The organism is Ruegeria sp. HKCCD6426 (assembly GCF_057221115.1).
In genome coordinates, this window is record NZ_JBWVBF010000002.1 from 527,607 (window position 1) to 543,991 (window position 16,385).

Annotated in this window: 18 protein-coding genes; 11 read left to right on the forward strand and 7 right to left on the reverse strand. The window is 57.1% G+C overall.

The genetic code is table 11. The annotated features are described in order from the left end of the window. Nucleotides 1–159: 159 nt before the first annotated feature. From leuD to leuC, 3 genes are read right to left on the reverse strand one after another with little or no spacing between them, the layout of a single operon-like run. On the reverse strand, nt 160–765 hold the full coding sequence (gene leuD / locus AC2TDA_RS07310; RefSeq protein ID WP_480845106.1) for a 3-isopropylmalate dehydratase small subunit: 606 nt from the start codon (nt 763–765) through the stop codon (nt 160–162). A gap of 42 nt (nt 766–807) precedes the next feature. Then, nucleotides 808–1,362 carry an HdeD family acid-resistance protein gene (locus AC2TDA_RS07315; RefSeq protein ID WP_480845107.1) on the reverse strand — a complete coding sequence of 185 codons (555 nt, stop codon included), beginning with the start codon at nt 1,360–1,362 and terminating at the stop codon, nt 808–810. Nucleotides 1,363–1,399: 37 nt separating this feature from the next. Then, nucleotides 1,400–2,803, reverse strand: coding sequence for a 3-isopropylmalate dehydratase large subunit (gene leuC / locus AC2TDA_RS07320; protein WP_480845108.1), 1,404 nt, complete (start codon nt 2,801–2,803; stop codon nt 1,400–1,402). A 230-nt stretch (nt 2,804–3,033) separates the two neighbouring features. Here leuC and AC2TDA_RS07325 point away from each other — a divergent pair, with 230 nt between their 5' ends. The 4 genes from AC2TDA_RS07325 (at nt 3,034) to AC2TDA_RS07340 (ending at nt 5,939) form a co-directional block, all read left to right on the forward strand. After that, entirely contained in the window at nt 3,034–4,413 is a 1,380-nt protein-coding gene (locus AC2TDA_RS07325; protein ID WP_480877631.1) for a mechanosensitive ion channel family protein, read from the forward strand. A gap of 164 nt (nt 4,414–4,577) precedes the next feature. Next, nucleotides 4,578–4,937 (forward strand): ribosome silencing factor, encoded by a 360-nt coding sequence (gene rsfS, locus AC2TDA_RS07330; RefSeq protein WP_058276550.1) that lies wholly within the window; start codon nt 4,578–4,580, stop codon nt 4,935–4,937. Nucleotides 4,938–4,981: 44 nt separating this feature from the next. After that, nucleotides 4,982–5,452, forward strand: coding sequence for a 23S rRNA (pseudouridine(1915)-N(3))-methyltransferase RlmH (rlmH, locus tag AC2TDA_RS07335; protein WP_480845109.1), 471 nt, complete (start codon nt 4,982–4,984; stop codon nt 5,450–5,452). Between the two features lies 1 nt (nt 5,453). Continuing rightward, entirely contained in the window at nt 5,454–5,939 is a 486-nt protein-coding gene (locus tag AC2TDA_RS07340; RefSeq protein ID WP_480877629.1) for a flavodoxin family protein, read from the forward strand. Between the two features lie 3 nt (nt 5,940–5,942). Here the strand turns inward: AC2TDA_RS07340 and AC2TDA_RS07345 are convergent, their stop codons facing one another. Beyond that, the gene (locus AC2TDA_RS07345; RefSeq protein WP_480877628.1) at nt 5,943–6,320 is read right to left on the reverse strand and encodes a hypothetical protein; all 378 of its coding nucleotides are present in this window, start codon (nt 6,318–6,320) and stop codon (nt 5,943–5,945) included. A gap of 5 nt (nt 6,321–6,325) precedes the next feature. Next, nucleotides 6,326–7,036 (reverse strand): DUF599 domain-containing protein, encoded by a 711-nt coding sequence (locus AC2TDA_RS07350; protein ID WP_480877627.1) that lies wholly within the window; start codon nt 7,034–7,036, stop codon nt 6,326–6,328. 81 nt (nt 7,037–7,117) lie between these two features. On the opposite strand from AC2TDA_RS07350, the gene AC2TDA_RS07355 reads away from it, so the two are divergent. The 7 genes from AC2TDA_RS07355 (at nt 7,118) to AC2TDA_RS07385 (ending at nt 13,987) form a co-directional block, all read left to right on the forward strand. Next, complete coding sequence (locus AC2TDA_RS07355) at nt 7,118–8,557, forward strand: FAD-linked oxidase C-terminal domain-containing protein (RefSeq protein ID WP_480877625.1); 1,440 nt, start codon at nt 7,118–7,120, stop codon at nt 8,555–8,557. Nucleotides 8,558–8,601: 44 nt separating this feature from the next. After that, on the forward strand, nt 8,602–9,702 hold the full coding sequence (locus AC2TDA_RS07360) for an FAD-binding protein (RefSeq protein ID WP_480877623.1): 1,101 nt from the start codon (nt 8,602–8,604) through the stop codon (nt 9,700–9,702). A 4-nt stretch (nt 9,703–9,706) separates the two neighbouring features. Beyond that, nucleotides 9,707–11,029: a glycolate oxidase subunit GlcF gene (gene glcF, locus AC2TDA_RS07365; RefSeq protein WP_480877621.1), complete on the forward strand. Its 1,323-nt coding sequence runs from the start codon at nt 9,707–9,709 to the stop codon at nt 11,027–11,029. A 119-nt stretch (nt 11,030–11,148) separates the two neighbouring features. Then, nucleotides 11,149–11,940 (forward strand): trypsin-like serine peptidase, encoded by a 792-nt coding sequence (locus tag AC2TDA_RS07370; protein ID WP_480877619.1) that lies wholly within the window; start codon nt 11,149–11,151, stop codon nt 11,938–11,940. Then, a complete protein-coding gene (locus AC2TDA_RS07375; RefSeq protein WP_480877618.1) occupies nt 11,937–12,752 on the forward strand; it encodes a trypsin-like serine peptidase in 816 nt (271 codons plus the stop codon). Before AC2TDA_RS07370 ends, AC2TDA_RS07375 begins: the two co-directional genes overlap by 4 nt. 124 nt (nt 12,753–12,876) lie before the next feature. Further along, on the forward strand, nt 12,877–13,344 hold the full coding sequence (locus AC2TDA_RS07380) for an Hsp20 family protein (protein WP_480845120.1): 468 nt from the start codon (nt 12,877–12,879) through the stop codon (nt 13,342–13,344). A gap of 211 nt (nt 13,345–13,555) precedes the next feature. Continuing rightward, on the forward strand, nt 13,556–13,987 hold the full coding sequence (locus AC2TDA_RS07385; protein WP_480877616.1) for a hypothetical protein: 432 nt from the start codon (nt 13,556–13,558) through the stop codon (nt 13,985–13,987). A 228-nt stretch (nt 13,988–14,215) separates the two neighbouring features. On the opposite strand, the gene trpS is transcribed toward AC2TDA_RS07385, so the two are convergent. Further along, nucleotides 14,216–15,217 carry a tryptophan--tRNA ligase gene (gene trpS / locus AC2TDA_RS07390; RefSeq protein ID WP_480877614.1) on the reverse strand — a complete coding sequence of 334 codons (1,002 nt, stop codon included), beginning with the start codon at nt 15,215–15,217 and terminating at the stop codon, nt 14,216–14,218. 220 nt (nt 15,218–15,437) lie between these two features. Further along, nucleotides 15,438–16,334: a MurR/RpiR family transcriptional regulator gene (locus tag AC2TDA_RS07395; protein WP_480877613.1), complete on the reverse strand. Its 897-nt coding sequence runs from the start codon at nt 16,332–16,334 to the stop codon at nt 15,438–15,440. Nucleotides 16,335–16,385 lie beyond the last annotated feature (51 nt).

A 16,385-nucleotide genomic window follows, 5' to 3' on the forward strand; every position in this document is an offset into this window, starting at 1 on the left:
GAAACTGGTGCGCCTTTGCATCATTTCCGACGCAAATTCGACGTGTAAGTAAGAATACCCCCTACATGTTGTGGTTGCCGGATTTTGAACCCCAAAAATGAGAGCGGGGCCGCCAAGGCGACCCCGATAGGTTGAGTATCCACAGAATCATCCCCGGAATTACACCCAGGGACGAGCCTGACTTGCGTGATCCTCAAACTTGTCGATGTGATGATCTTTTTCCATTGTCAGCCCGATGTCGTCCAGACCGTTGAGCAGGCAGTGCTTGCGGTGCGGGTCGACGTTGAATTCGATCACGATGCCATCGGATGTGGTGATCTGCTGATCTTCCAGATGGACAGTCATTCGGGCGTTCTCGCCTTTATGCGCGTCTTCCATGAGGATCGCATGATGCTCTTCTTCGACCACGATGGGCAGGATGCCGTTCTTGAAGCAGTTGTTGAAGAAGATGTCAGCGAAGCTGGTCGAGATCACGACCTTGATGCCGAAATCCTTGATCGCCCATGGCGCGTGTTCGCGCGACGAGCCACAGCCGAAATTGTCGCCCGCAACCAGAATCTCTGTCTGGCGATAGGCGGGTTTGTTCAGGACAAACTCTTCGTTTTCCTGCCCGTCATCGTGATAGCGCATCTCGTCAAACAGCACGACGCCAAGACCGGACCGTTTGATCGTTTTCAGGTGCACTTTCGGGATGATCATATCGGTGTCGATATTGATCAATGGCATTGGGGCGGCCACCCCGTGGACTTTGTCAAACTTTTCCATGTTCACACTCCTGCGGGAGAGGGCCGACCCCATACCCCGCGTTTAAGCTTCTTTCGCTTCCGTTGTTTCTTCGTTGGGTGCGTTCTTTACGAAGAACGCCATGAAGACCAATCCAAACCCGTTGAACAGCATCTCGATGCCCAGCAAAATGCCCAGCAATTGCAGCAGTACCGCGGGATCAGCGCTGGCAAGGCGCCAGATCAGGATCGCCAGGACGATAGACATGATGCCAGAGATCAGCGTGGCCCAGAAAAACTGCGTCCCGCGCATCTGGAACGACAGGATGATCCGCGCGATGCCGCCTGCCAGGAACAGGATCAACACCACCGTGGCCAGCGTCAGCGTTCCCTGAAGTGGATGATCCAGGAAGGACCAACCCAGAAACAGCATCACGACACCCATGATGAATGACAGGATTTTGTTGCCGGTTCCCTCAACTGTGAAACCGCCTACAACTTGCAGCGCGCCCGAGATCAGCAGCAACACTCCGGTCACTACTGTCACGGCAATCGATGCCACCGCTGGTGCGCCCAGCACAAATATGCCGAACGCTATGGATAGAAGCCCCAGCAGGAGCCATTTGATCCAGTCACTCATGTCTTCAATCCCTCAAATATCTAGATATGAGGGTACCTTACATCAATTCACGAACGTCTGTCAGCCGTCCTGTAATTGCCGCTGCGGCAGCCATTGCCGGGCTCAGCAGATGGGTACGCCCACCGCGCCCCTGACGGCCTTCGAAGTTGCGGTTCGAGGTTGCGGCGCAGCGTTCACCCGGTTCCAACTGGTCAGGATTCATCGCCAGACACATCGAGCATCCTGCAAGGCGCCATTCGAAACCGGCCTCTTTGAAGATCTCGGCAAGGCCTTCCTCTTCAGCCTGAGCACGAACAAGACCCGAGCCGGGCACAATCATCGCGCGCATCCCGTCCTTGATCTTTTTGCCCTTCAGAATTTCGGCAGCGGCGCGCAGATCTTCGATCCGGCCGTTGGTGCACGAACCGATAAAGACCGTGTCAATTTCGACGTCGCTCAGCTTTTGCCCAGCTTCTAGCCCCATGTATTCGATTGAACGGCGGGCCGCTTCGACTTTGCCTCCTTCGAAATCTTCAGGGTGTGGAACCGTTGCGGTGATGGGCAGCACATCCTCGGGGCTGGTGCCCCAGGTGACTACCGGTGCGATGTCTTCGCCACGCAGGGTGATGACCTTGTCGAATTGTGCGTCTTCGTCGGTGTAGAGCGTTTTCCACCAGTTCAACGCGGCTTCCCATTGGGCTCCTTTGGGCGCGTGCGGGCGGCCTTTGACATATTCGAACGTGGTCTCGTCCGGTGCGATCAGACCCGCACGGGCGCCGCCTTCGATTGCCATGTTGCAGACGGTCATACGGCCTTCCATCGACAGATCGCGGATTGCTTCGCCGCAATATTCGATGACATAGCCGGTGCCACCAGCGGTGCCGGTTTCACCGATCACAGCCAGAGTGATGTCTTTGGCGGTCACGCCCGGCTGCAGTTTGCCGGTGACCTCCACCTTCATGTTCTTGGATTTCTTCTGGATCAGGGTCTGAGTGGCCAGAACATGCTCCACTTCGGAGGTGCCGATTCCGTGCGCCAGAGCGCCAAACGCGCCATGGGTGGCGGTGTGGCTGTCGCCGCAGACAACGGTCATGCCGGGCAGGGTCCAGCCCTGTTCGGGGCCAACGATGTGCACGATGCCCTGACGGACGTCATTCACCGGGTAATAGTGAATGCCGAAATCCTTGGCGTTCTTGTCCAGCGCTTCGACCTGAATGCGCGATTCGGGGTTCTCGATCCCGTTTACGCGATCCGGCGTGGTCGGAACGTTGTGATCCGGCACCGCGATGGTCTTCTCCGGGGCGCGGACCTGACGGCCTGCCATGCGCAGCCCTTCAAAGGCCTGCGGGCTGGTGACTTCGTGCACCAGATGGCGGTCAATATAAAGCAGGCAGGTGCCATCATCGGCTTCGTGCGCGACATGGGCATCCCAGATCTTGTCATAGAGTGTTTTGGGGGACATCGGTCCTCTCCCGTATGTATTGAGATAGCTGGCGAGTGGCTGGGCGCCGCTTATAGGCGGGCCAGTACCGTGCGGGCGGCCCCAAAGAACCGTTCACGCAGGCGCATGCGGTCTTGCAAAGTCGGAGCTGGGGCCAGGTAGACTCTCATGCGCTTCAGATATATCGGGCTTTCGAGTCATTCAAGGTTCAATCCGGGTGCGGCAGGTTGGGCTTGCATCGGGCAGCGCCGATGTCCAAGCTGACAGGCATGAACCAAGACCTGCTACCGGATACGCTCTCGGGCCTGTACGACAATATGGTTGCGGCCTTTTCCTCGCAGTTTGAAAACCTGATCGAGTTGATCGTCACACCGGGCTGGCGGCAGTACCAGCTGATCATCATCTTGTTGCTCTGGGCGTTGGCTTTCGTACTGAAGCTGTTGACTCAGGGCCGGTGGGATGCGTGGGCCCGCGCAAGATCCGGTTGGCCGAAATGGCGTCTGCGCATTCTGATCCAGCTGATGCGCCGCCTGACGCTGGTCTATTTTGTAGTACTGACCTGGGGACTGTATCTTTTGATGCAGCATATAACCTGGCCATCGCGCAGTTATATCATTGGTGTGATTGCGACCCTTGCTGCCGCGTGGCTGGCCATTGCACTGGTATCGCGGTTGGTGCGAAACCGAACGCTGCGACAAATCTTCAAGTGGTCTATGTGGGTCTATGCAACGCTGATTGCGTTGGGTCTGACGGATGACGTTGCCGATTTTCTCGACGGTGTAGCGATTTCCATCGGCGATCTTCACATCTCGGCGCTGGGCATTATCAAGGCAATTCTGCTGATCGGAGTTTTGCTAACGCTCGCTCGCGTGGGTACCCGTGCTGCTGAACGGGGCCTGAAAGGCAACGACGATATTACTCCGTCAATGCAGGTTCTGTTGGCCAAGGGCATTCAGGTGCTGTTGTACGGCGCTGTTTTTATGGCGGCGATCCGCACCCTCGGCTTTGACCTGACCGGTATTGCGCTGCTGTCCGGTGCGATTGGCGTGGGTATCGGCTTTGGCCTGCAAAAGGTGGTGTCGAACCTGATTTCGGGAATCATTATCCTGATGGACCGATCGATCAAACCCGGCGATGTGATCTCGCTGGGTGATACGTTCGGCTGGATCAATGCGCTGGGCGCGCGATACGTCTCGGTGGTCACGCGGGATGGTCGGGAATACCTAATCCCGAACGAGGATTTGATCACCAATCAGGTGGTGAACTGGTCACATTCAGATCGCTTCGTCCGCCTGGACCTGGATTTCGGCACCAGCTATGACGATGACCCGCATATGGTCCGTGCAACGGCGATCCGGGCCGTCAAATCAGTGACCCGGGTGCTCAGCGGCGGATCACATGAGCCTGTTTGCCACATCACCGGATTCGGTGACAGCAGCGTGGATTACGTGTTGCGGTTCTGGATCAGCGATCCGACCAAGGGGCTGACCAATATCCGGGGCAATGTCTATCTGGCGCTTTGGGATGCGTTCAAAGCCGAAGGCATTTCAATACCGTTTCCCCAGCGTGAAGTTCGGGTTCTGGGGCGCACGGAAGGCGACACCGAGGCGCAACAAATCGCCAAAGAGTGACCAGTTGTGCGGGTGTCGCGGCGCGCATTCATTGAAATGTTGCATTCCCCTTGTTACCTTATTAGTACCCCTGCGCCGGGGTTTGGCGGCGCGCAGCAAAGGAGGACTATGTCCTGTCTCTACATACCCAGGCGGGTTTGCCCGCCGATGACGGAGCCGGTGTAATGGCTCACTCTCAGTCAATCAGCGACAAGCTGCTTGAACGTATCCTTTCCTCACTTTCCGATGACAAGGCCGAAGACGTCGTGCAGATCAACCTGCAGGGCAAATCCTCGGTTGCGGATCACATGGTCATTGCGTCCGGGCGTTCGACACGTCAGGTCTCAGCCATGGCGGAAAAGCTGACGGATCGCATCAAGCAGGAATTCGGTTTCACCTCGAAGGTCGAAGGCAAGGATGCCGGAGACTGGGTGCTGATCGATACGGGCGACGTAATCGTCCATATCTTCCGCCCCGAAGTGCGTGAATTCTATCAGCTGGAAAAGATGTGGCTGCCTCAGGGCGGCAGCGCCTCGGCGAACTGAGGCGCCATCCCGGTCTGTATTAAAGGGCCGGAGGCGAGAGAAATATGCGTATCAGCATAGTTGCGGTCGGGCGATTGCGCGCCGGACCGGAGAAGTCCCTGCTTGATGACTACCTGACCCGATTTGACCGGACCGGCCGCGCGCTGGGCCTTGGGCCTGCGCGCGTGATCGAAGTTGAAGACAAGAAAAACGCCGGTCAGGGCGCCGAGGCTGCTCTGCTGCGCAAAGCGCTACCCAAGGGCGCAGTAATCTGCACGTTGGATGAGCGCGGGCGCGTGATGTCCTCGCCCGATTTTGCCAAGAAGCTGGGCGGTTGGCGCGACGCCGGGCGGCAGGACTTGGCGCTGATCATCGGCGGGGCGGACGGAATAGACCCTAATTTGCGGGCCGAGGCCGATTTTTCCCTCTCATTCGGAGCGATGGTCTGGCCGCACATGCTGGTTCGTGTGATGTTGGCCGAGCAACTTTACCGGGCTGCGACCATTCTGTCAGGCGGCCCCTATCACCGGGTATGACATGGCGCAGCTTTTGATCGTCTACCATTCGCGAACGGGCGGTAGCCGCCAAATGGCCGAAGCTGCAGCAGAGGCCGCGCGCGACGAAGCAGAGACCAATTTGAAATCAGCCGAACAGACGGAACCCGAGGATTTGCTGCGCGCGGACGGATACATCTTCTGCGCGCCCGAGAACCTGGCTGCGATTTCCGGGATGATGAAAGATTTCTTTGATCGCACGTACTATCCGGTTTTGGGGCGTATTGAGGGACGTCCATATGCCCAGATGGTCTGTGCTGGATCTGATGGGCAGAACGCAGCGCGTCAGATGGCGCGCATTGCAACAGGCTGGCGTCTGAAAGAGGCGCAGCCGCCTCTGATCATCTGCACCCATGCACAATCACCCGAGGCCATTCTGGCAGAGAAGAGCATTCCTCAGGATCGATTGGACCAGTGTCGCGAAGTAGGTGCAGCGATGGGTGCCGGCCTCAGCCTAGGCGTGTTCTGACAATCAGTTCAGGGTCACCACAGTAGTGTCGGGGCTCCATCCATCCACGCTGCAGCGGGCTTGTATCTGCACCTGCGTCACACCTTCTGGAATCTGTACTCCGCCAAGCGAACGGGTGAACGGCTGCTCAGTCTCATGCGGGTGGTGCAGGACGCGCATACCCAACTCGCTTCCGTTCATGTCCAAAACGCGCCAGCCGTCGGCATAATGGTCCCAGCCAGTATCCGGGTGCCGGATCGTTACATCGAATCGCCAGGTGCTATCGTTGCTGCTGGCTGAAACTTTTTCGATCATTGAAGGATCGGCAAGGGCCGAGCTGGCAAGAAGACCGCTGAGAATCACATATCGCATGACCCGAATGTACGAGGTGAAACGCGACATCGACATCACGTCTGCGTGTTGGGCGGCAGGTTCACAAGGACAGACCGGGAATGAGATGCAAACTCGCGTCGGTACAAGACGCCGGCAGTGATCGCCGTGCCTAAGATCAGGGCGACCGGCCCCAGTATCCAGGCCAGCGAAGCCAGTGCGAAATAGGTGGCACGCAGCGCGCGGTTGAAGCTGCGCGCTGCGTTCACGCAGATTTCGGCAGACTGAGCCGCGCGCGGGTAGGCCTGCGGGTCTTCGGGGTCATTCGGGACGGCTGCCATCAAAACCGCGCAATACCCGAAAAGCCGGTGCGCCCAGACGAATTTCAGAAACGCGTTTGCCAGAAACAGGATGACGATCAGTATCTTGATCTCCCAGACTACGGCGGGGGCGCTACCGAATGCCAGATCACCGGCGACACCGGCGAGACGTTCGGTGTTACCTAGCAGGGCCAGACCGCCACCGATCGCAATCATGGTAGTCGAGGCAAAGAAGGTACTGCCTTGCCGCATCGCGGCCACGACCTGTGCGTCAAACATCCGGGGTTGCCGCGTGACCATCTCGTGCATCCAGCTGCGGCGGAAATCGTCCATCATCATCGAAACTGACTGATGGCCCGAGGACGGGTGTTCGATCTTCCACCCTATCCAAAGCCACGCGCCCAGCAATAGCAGAACGGCGGCGTAGTCCAGAGGCGAAAATAGAACGGCACGGTCAATCCAGGTCATGGCTGCGACAGTACGGGCAGATTTGAGAACTTGCCATATGCAGAAATTGGTAATATTATTTTACCAAATGAAGGATCAGCCATGGACATGCCCCAGCCAAATCCTGACGTGCTGTCACGCAAGCACAGGATTATCGAGCGCCTTTCGCAGGTTCTGCCCGCGGACGCGATTATCCACGACCCGTCAGAAACACGCGTTTACGAATGTGACGCGCTGACCGCGTATAAATGCCCGCCGATGCTGGCGGTGCTGCCTGCCAACACGCAGGAGGTGTCGGACGTTCTGCGTATTTGCAAGGATGAGGGGGTTCCGGTCGTCCCTCGGGGCGCGGGAACATCTCTGGCCGGAGGCGCCCTGCCTACGGCGGATTGCGTGATACTGGGTGTGGCACGGATGAATGAAGTGCTGGAGGTCGACTATGACAACCGTTTCATCAGAGTTCAGACTGGCCGAACGAACCTGAGTGTTTCGGGCGCTGTGGAAGACGAAGATTTCTTCTATGCCCCCGATCCGTCATCCCAGCTGGCTTGTGCAATTGCAGGCAATATCGCGATGAACTCTGGTGGTGCGCATTGTCTGAAATACGGTGTGACCACGAACAACCTGCTGGGCGTAACACTGGTGATGATGGATGGCAGCGTGGTCGAGATCGGAGGTGCGCATCTGGATGCATCGGGTTTGGACCTGCTGGGTGTCATTTGTGGCTCGGAAGGTCAGCTGGGTGTTGTGACCGAGGCAACCTTGCGCATCTTGCGTAAACCCGAGGGTGCGCGGCCTGTCTTAATGGGGTTCGATGATAATGAAGTCGCGGGCCAATGTGTCTCTGACATTATTAAATCGGGCATACTACCGGTCGCAATCGAGTTCATGGATCGCCTGTGTATTCAGGCTTGCGAAAACTTTGCGCATGCGGGCTACCCGGATTGCGAAGCTTTGTTGATTGTCGAGGTCGAAGGATCGGAAGCTGAAATCGACAGCCAGTTGGACAAGATTGTTAAAATTGCCAGGCGCCACAATCCTGTCGAGTTGCGCGAAAGTCAGTCAGCCGATGAAAGTGCCCGCATCTGGCTGGGTCGGAAATCTGCGTTCGGAGCTATGGGGCAACTGAACGACTACATGTGCCTGGACGGGACAATTCCGGTATCCTCTCTGCCTGCCGTTTTGCGCCGTATTGGCGAGCTGAGCGAAGAATACGGACTGCCCGTGGGTAATGTGTTCCATGCTGGCGACGGAAATATGCATCCCTTGATCCTGTTCGATGCCAACAAAGCCGGTGACCTTGAAAAATGCGAGGCCTTCGGGGCCGAAATCCTGAAACTCTGCGTGGATGTTGGCGGTTGTCTGACCGGTGAGCATGGCGTGGGTGTCGAAAAGCGGGATCTGATGCACCACCAATATGAACCGCAAGATCTCGAGGCGCAGATGACGGTTAAGGACGTGTTTGATCCAGACTGGCTGTTGAACCCAGCCAAGGTGTTTCCACTGGACGTCTCCGAACCGCGCAGAACAGCCGCTGAGTAAGGCCTCGACCGGGATGCCCGGAGTATTTAGGAAAGACGAATCTCATGAGACCTGAAACAGAAGTCGAGCTGGCGGATCTGGTGGCTGGACTGAATAACCCCGTGCGGATCGCCGGGGGCGCAACCCGCGGCGTGAGTGGGTCCGAGCCGCGCCTGAGCACCGCCGGGCTGACCGGCATCAACCTCTATGAACCCGGTGCGCTGACCCTTGTTGCACGGGCCGGAACACCAGTGGCCGAGATCGAAGCCGCTTTGGAGGCTGAAGGGCAGCAACTGGCCTTTGAGCCGATGGATCATCGTGGATTACTGGGTACTCAAGGTGTGCCGACCATTGGCGGAGTCGTGGCGGCCAATATCTCGGGCCCGCGCCGGATCCAGGCCGGGGCATGCCGCGACTTTCTTTTGGGCGTGCGCTATGTCGATGGGCACGGGCAGGTGATCAAGAACGGTGGCCGGGTGATGAAGAATGTCACTGGCTACGATCTGGTCAAACTGATGGGTGGTTCATGGGGCACTTTAGGAGTTTTGACCGAAGTGTCGTTAAAAGTGCTGCCCAAGCCCGAACGAACTGCAACTATATCGGTTGCGGTGCGTGACGCAGGGACTGCGGTGAAGGTCTTTTCGGCTGCGTTGAAATCTCCGTTCGAGGTGAACGGAGCGGCATATGATCCGGAGATTGAAAAAGCCCTTCTTAGGGTCGAAGGGTTCGTAGATTCAGTAACCTATCGGGTCGACAAACTGACCGCCGAACTGGCGGCCTATGGTGCGGTGTCCAGGGAAGGGGATTCCACTACGCTTTGGACAGCCATCCGCGATATTCACACGTTTAAAGGCGAGGATGGGGACATCTGGCGCCTGTCAGTTAAACCCGGCGATGCGCCCGAGATTGCAGCGCGCGCCGAAGCTGATCAGGTGTTGTTCGATTGGGGCGGCGGTTTGGTTTGGCTGCGTGTTCCAAACGGCACAGATTTGCGCGCCCGGCTTGGCGTGTTTGCGGGCCACGCGACATTGGTGCGCGCAAGTGCCCAGACAATCGAGAAACTGGGACGGTTCCAGACGGAAAACACAGCAATTTCGGCTCTAACCAAAGGTATACGGGCGAAATTTGACCCTCGTGGGCTGTTTAACCCGGGGCTGATGGGGTAACGCGATGCAGACGACTTTCACCGATTATCAGCTGCAAGATCCGGCAATACAGCGCTCAAACGACATCCTGCGGAGTTGTGTGCATTGCGGGTTCTGCACCGCCACTTGCCCAACTTATCAAGTGCTTGGGGATGAGTTGGACAGCCCACGTGGGCGCATCTACCTGATCAAAGACATGTTGGAAAACGAAAGGGTGCCGGATGAAAAGACGGTCAAGCACATCGATCGTTGCCTGTCCTGTCTTGCGTGTATGACCACGTGCCCCTCGGGCGTGCATTACATGCATCTGGTTGATCATGCGCGGGAATACATCGAGGCAAAGTACAAGCGTCCCCTGACCGACCGCATTCTGCGCTGGGTTTTGGCGAAGATTCTGCCTTATCCGATGCGATTCCGCTGGGCCTTGATCGGGGCGAAGCTGGGCCGCCCGTTCCGCTTTCTGATGCCGGATGCGCGGCTGCGGGCTATGCTGGACATGGCTCCGAAACACATCCCGCCGGTCAGCCGCAATGACGACCCGCAGAGCTTTGCCGCCAAGGGTCCAAAGATCAAACGCGTGGCTTTGATGACGGGATGTGCGCAAAAAGCGCTGAACACCAATATCAACGATGCCACGATCCGGTTGCTGACGCGGCTGGGATGCGAAGTCGTCGTCGCCGCAGGTGCAGGCTGTTGCGGAGCGCTGACGCATCACATGGGCAAGACCCGTGAAAGCCACGCGACTGCTGCCGCCAATATCCGCGCCTGGGCCCAGGAGATGGACGGCGAGGGTCTGGACGCAGTTGTCATCAACACCTCAGGCTGCGGAACAACCGTCAAGGACTACGGTCATATGTTTCGAAATGAATCTTTGGCTGACGACGCTGCTCGTGTTTCTGCCATTGCGATGGATATCAGCGAGCTTTTAGTTCAGCTGGACCTGCCGGAGGGCGCTGACAAAGAGACAAAGGTTGCATATCATGCGGCATGTTCCCTGCAGCATGGGCAAAAGATTAATTCGTACCCTAAGGACCTACTAAAACGTGCGGGATTCACCGTGTTAGAGCCTGCTGACAGCCACCTGTGCTGTGGCAGTGCAGGAACTTACAACCTGATGCAGCCTGAGATTTCGGCAAAACTGAAACACCGAAAAGTGCGAACGCTTGAAGCCAAAAAACCTGATATCATCGCCGCCGGAAATATCGGATGCATGATTCAGATCGGTTCAGGAACCGATCTGCCAATAGTGCACACAGTTGAACTTTTGGATTGGGCTACAGGCGGGCCCGAACCGCGCGCCCTTAGGCCAGGCGTGCACACCCAGGCAGAGGTGCCGATCCTGCGCTGAACCTGATCGCGGCATACGCGCATCACTGTCCGGGGAAAACCCGACCGGGCGTTGTTGCCCTATTTTCGCCAAAGGGCATGCGTAGGATCCTTGGTTGAACCCAAGGATCGGAGAGTCGCGTGCGCAATTGGATTACGGCTGCCGTCCTGGCAATGTTGCCTGTGTCGGCAACGGCGCAGGACAGCGGTTTGAAAAGCCTCGAAACTACGGATTCCGGCCGGCAATGGATGGCGGTCGGTCGTCTGGACGTTGAAGGGACCGGGTTTTGCACTGGAACACTGATTTCTCCAACGCTGGTGCTTACCGCTGCACATTGCCTGTTTGACAGGGCAACCCGGAAGCGGGTTGATCCCGCCAAGATCCAATTTTTGGCAGGGTGGCGTCTTGGACGGGCATCGGCATATCGTGCTGCGCGCCAAGCCGTCGTTCACCCCAACTACAGCTATGAACGGCAAACTTCGGCCGAACGTGTGCGCCATGATATCGCGTTAATCGAATTGTGGCAGCCAGTCAGGAACACCGCCGTCGTTCCGTTTGAAACCGGACTCCGTCCTGCGCGTGGTGAAGAGGTCGGCGTCGTTTCTTACGCACAGGACCGGGCCGAGGCGCCGTCGCTGCAAGAGGTCTGCTCGATCATGAACCGCCACCTGGGCATTCTGGTTATGTCCTGTGATGTGGATCTGGGTTCGTCAGGGGCGCCTGTCTTTTCGTTTTCAGGTGATAGCCCTCGTATTGTCTCGGTCGTCGCCGCAAAAGCTGAGATCAGCGGAAAGAGTGTCGCGCTAGGGACTCCGATCGAAGATTCGTTGCAGTTGTTGCAGGCAGAACTGACCGCCGGGCGGGGATTTGGTCCGTCGTCGGGCAACGCAGGCGCAAGCAAGAACATCGGTGCGAGGTTTATCAGGCCGTGATCAGAATAGTATTGAGCTTTGTTGTTTGTTTTTCAGCCTTTTTATCCCCAGCGCACGCCCAGAGTGACAAGCGAAAGCTGACGGATCGAAACGACCTGTACGGATGGGAGGCCATCGGACGGCTGGACATAGGAACCGATTCCTTTTGTACCGGCACTCTGATTGCGCAGGACATGGTACTAACAGCAGCCCATTGTGCCTTAGACAAGAAAACCGGCCAAGCTTACGAGCCCGGAGAAGTGACGTTCCGGGCCGGCCTCAGCAATGGAACGGCACTTGCGGAACGCAAGGTGGTTCAAATTGCTGCGCACCCCGATTACGGCGCCAACGATCCACTAACCGCAGCTAGCGTCCGGGTTGATGTGGCTCTAATGCGGCTGGATGAGCCTATTCCCTACTCGGTTGCCGATCCTTTTGCGTTACACGACGGACGGGTCCCCGACAAAGAGATCAGCATCGCCTCGTACGGTCGCGGGCGAGCCGAAGCGATTACCCGCGAACGATCTTGCCGGATTCTCGACCGCCGACAAGGACTGATTACGTTTAACTGCGACATTACATTCGGGTCGTCGGGGTCCGCCATTTTGGCAAAGAACGGGTCGCGCTGGCAGATTCTGTCCGTGGTGTCCGCCGTTGGGATCGATCATCGCGGCAAAGTTGGGTTCGGGATGGAATTGTCGGGAATTGTCTCCGAGCTCAAGTCGATCCTGCGCCGGGATGCACCGCAGCCCAAAGCCACGATCCGCCGCCTGCAAGTCGGATCCGGCAAGTCCGGCTCGGGCGCGAAATTCATCAGCTCGAGCAGGCCTTGAACTGAGCTGAACTGCTCCCCATGTGAAATGTACCGGATCGCCAAAATCGGGGTCTGGTAATCATCACCGCCCGTCCATTCGGAGGGCATATTCGTAAATCGCTCAAAGGATGAGGATTATACACATGCGTAGTTTTGACTTTGCACCGCTGCACCGCGCCACCGTCGGTTTCGACCAGATCGCAGACATGATGGATCGTGTCCTGACCAATGATGTGGCTCAGCCCAGCTATCCCCCTTACAACATCGAAAAGACCGATGCCGACACCTACCGGATTTCGGTGGCTGTTGCCGGTTTTGCCGAATCTGATCTGACGGTCGAGGTGAAACAGAACTCCCTTGTCGTGGCAGGCAAGAAAGCCGCCGAAGACAAAGACCGCAGCTATCTGCACCGCGGTATTGCCACCCGCGCGTTCGAGCGCCGCTTTGCCCTGGCCGATCACGTACGTGTCACCGGCGCAAGCCACGAAAATGGTATGCTGCACATCGACCTGAAGCGGGAAGTGCCCGAGGCGCTGAAACCGCGCAAGATCGAGATCTCTTCGGCTAAGGCCATCGAGAAAGATGTAGTTGATGCCAAGGCCGTGAACTAAGGCTTTTGACGATCATGCGATAATCTCCTTCCTCCCATGATTATCGCAACATGCGCCCCGCGTTCCTCCAGACGCGGGGCGTTGTTGTTTCTATAGGGTTCGCGGCCGTTGCCAAAAATCTGGAAATGTTGGTTTCTCTTCGGCTAGTCTTTTCGTGGGATAAGTTATTGATCAGATTTCAAATCATTGACTGCAAAAGGAAACGGAACCGATGCGACCAAGATTTTTCTACTCCGGACCTGTCTGTGCGCTTGTCGCTTTGACCACCTTGGCCGCGCCTTCCGTTCAGGCTGGTGACGCAGGTAAAGTGATTGCGGGTGTGGCGCTGGGCGTGCTGGGGGCGTCTATTGCTGAACATCACCACAAGCATGGGTCGCATTATCAGAAACACCCCAATGTATCCCCTGAAGAGAACGCGGTCGGCCTGTGTATGCACCGCACTCATACAGCGATGTCCAATCAGGGGTATTACGCCGTCGACTTTGAGCGCACGCTTTCCTACACCACGAACGCGGACGGTATAGATTTGATTGACCTGGAAGTTGCGCGTTCCAGCGACGTGACTGACGCACGCAGTTACATCAAAGCCCATTGCGCAATTCAAAACGACGCGGTCGTGAACTTCCGGTATTCAAACTACTGATGTCGAGTCGACGCGCGCCTCCGCCATTGAAGGCTAGAATACCTTGTGCGGACCACGCCCGGGGCTTCATGAAAAAAGAATAGCAGATCAGCTCCCGCCGTAGCTGATACAGTCGGTCAAGACATCGGCTTGCTCGGTGCAGGTCGATCAGCAGCTCGCGGACCGGTTTTTGTGGCCACTGGCAACTTGCTGTGCCGCCGCGCCAACTGATCGACTTGGCAATTACAGTCACAAATTGAACATTCCAATCCCACCCATGACTTCGCGCTTGGTGCATTCAGTACGTTCATTTGCGCTTTCAGTCCCCGCTCGGATCACGTCGCGAACATAAGACAAATCCTGAGAAAGCTGAGCTCGCCGTTCTCGGATCGGCGCTATGAGGGCTTGCAGAACGTCTTCTAACCGGCGCTTGATTTTTGCATCTCCCAGCCCGCCTCTTTGATAGTGAGCCTTTAGGTTGGCGAGCGCTATTTTGTCGTCGTCGAAGGCATCCAGATAGGTGAAGACGGTATTGCCTTTAATTTGTCCAGGGTCCTCAGCGCGCAAATGACTGGGGTCAGTGAACATTGCTTTGATAGCGGCCCTGATGTCATCGGGCGCGGCGGAAAGTGCAATTGCGTTGCCGCCCGATTTCGACATTTTCGACCCGCCAACTGTCCCGGGCAGCCGACCTGCGGCGGGAATGATGGCTCGAGCCTCGGGAAGGATGGGTGATCCCGCGGTTGCGTTGATCCTGCGCACAATTTCGTTTGTCTGCTCTATCAGGGGGGCCTGATCTTCACCAACTGGCACGACGGTCGCTTTGAATGCTGTGATATCCGCCGCCTGAGCCGCCGGGTAACACAGGAATCCTGCGGGAATGTCGCGCCCGAACCCTCGAGCCCGGATCTCATCTTTGATCGTCGGGTTGCGTTCCAGTCGGGAAACGCTCACAAAATTCAGATACAGCATGGAAAGCTCTGCCAAGGCAGGCAGTTGCGATTGCAAGCATATCGTCGTGCGCTCCGGGTTGATACCGACAGCAAGGTAATCCAGAGCAACCTCCAGCACGTTGCGACGTACTTTGGCGGGGTCGTGTGCATTGTCGGTCAGAGCCTGCGTATCGGCCAGAAGCAGAAACTGATCGTGATCGTCCTGAAAGCGCAGGCGATTTCGAAGCGAGCCGGCATAGTGCCCGATATGCAGCGGGCCAGTCGTTCGGTCTCCGGTAAGGATGACAGGTTTGTTCATGTGCGTGTCCTCTGAAAACTTGAGGTACCGCATGGGGAAGCAAGGAAAACAAAAAAGGCCGCCCAAACGGCGACCCCAATACGTGTGAAAGTTATCGGTCGCCTTGCTAGGAGACCAACCACCAACGCTTTGAAATGATGCGTGTGTTTTCCATTCCTGAGTAGGTAGTGAATGAACCGATGTGCGTCAAGCAATAGCAGGCGGGGTTGCGTTCAGGCCGTCAACGCGGTTCGTCGCGATAAATTCCAAGTCTATGGCGGCGCGAGTGGAATGCTTCGACCCGTTCAACGATTTCACTTCCGGCCTGTGCGATTACGAAGGACAAAAGCGTTTCCAAAAGCGCCACGGCGCTGACCGAGGATGGAAAGAACTGGGGCGTGTCGACAGCGACGACAAACCCGTGGTCGGCGGCCCGGTAGATCGGGCTAGCGAGGCTGTCGGTAATGCCAATGATCGAGACGCCCTGTTCCCGGGCAACGTTCACTGCTTCGATAACTTCGCTTCGGTACGGTGCGCAGGTGATGGCGATCAGGACATCACGATTGTCGGACCAGGCAAGGTCGTCGGTCGCAACGGATCCTGCTCGTGGGATGGCGTGAAACTGCACCATCCCGGTCGATGCGAGGTAGGTGAAATTGCGCGCATTTGCGTTGTTCACTCCTACGCCCATCGTAAACACGTTGCGCGAATTCCAGATGATCTCTGCCGCGGCAGTCAGGGCTTCCGCCGTAATACCCGCAAACGTGTCTTCGATATTGTGCAGAGCGGCCTGTACCATGTCGGCATAAAGCTCACCCATCTGGCCGGATTTGCGGATCTCTTGCAGAAATCTGGCCCGGTCAGGGAAGTCAACCTTGCCTTGCCGGATCGCCTCGCGAAACGGTTCGCGGAAATCCTCGTAGCCTTCAAACCCAACCTGCCGCGCCATGCGGACAACCGTATTCGGCTTAACCTCGGCCGCCTTGGCTATTTCGCGCACAGTTGAAACACCTACGTCACGTGGGTTTTCCAACACGTATTTGGCGGCCTTTTGCGCCTCGGGCGTCAGGTCACCGAACTCTTCCGCCAATCGGGAAAGTACGGTTGTAGAGAGGTTCGTTTCGTTCGTATCTGCCAATAGCTCAGGTATCCTGTTCGAGTGTCCGGGGTTTAACCCACGCTTGGCCGA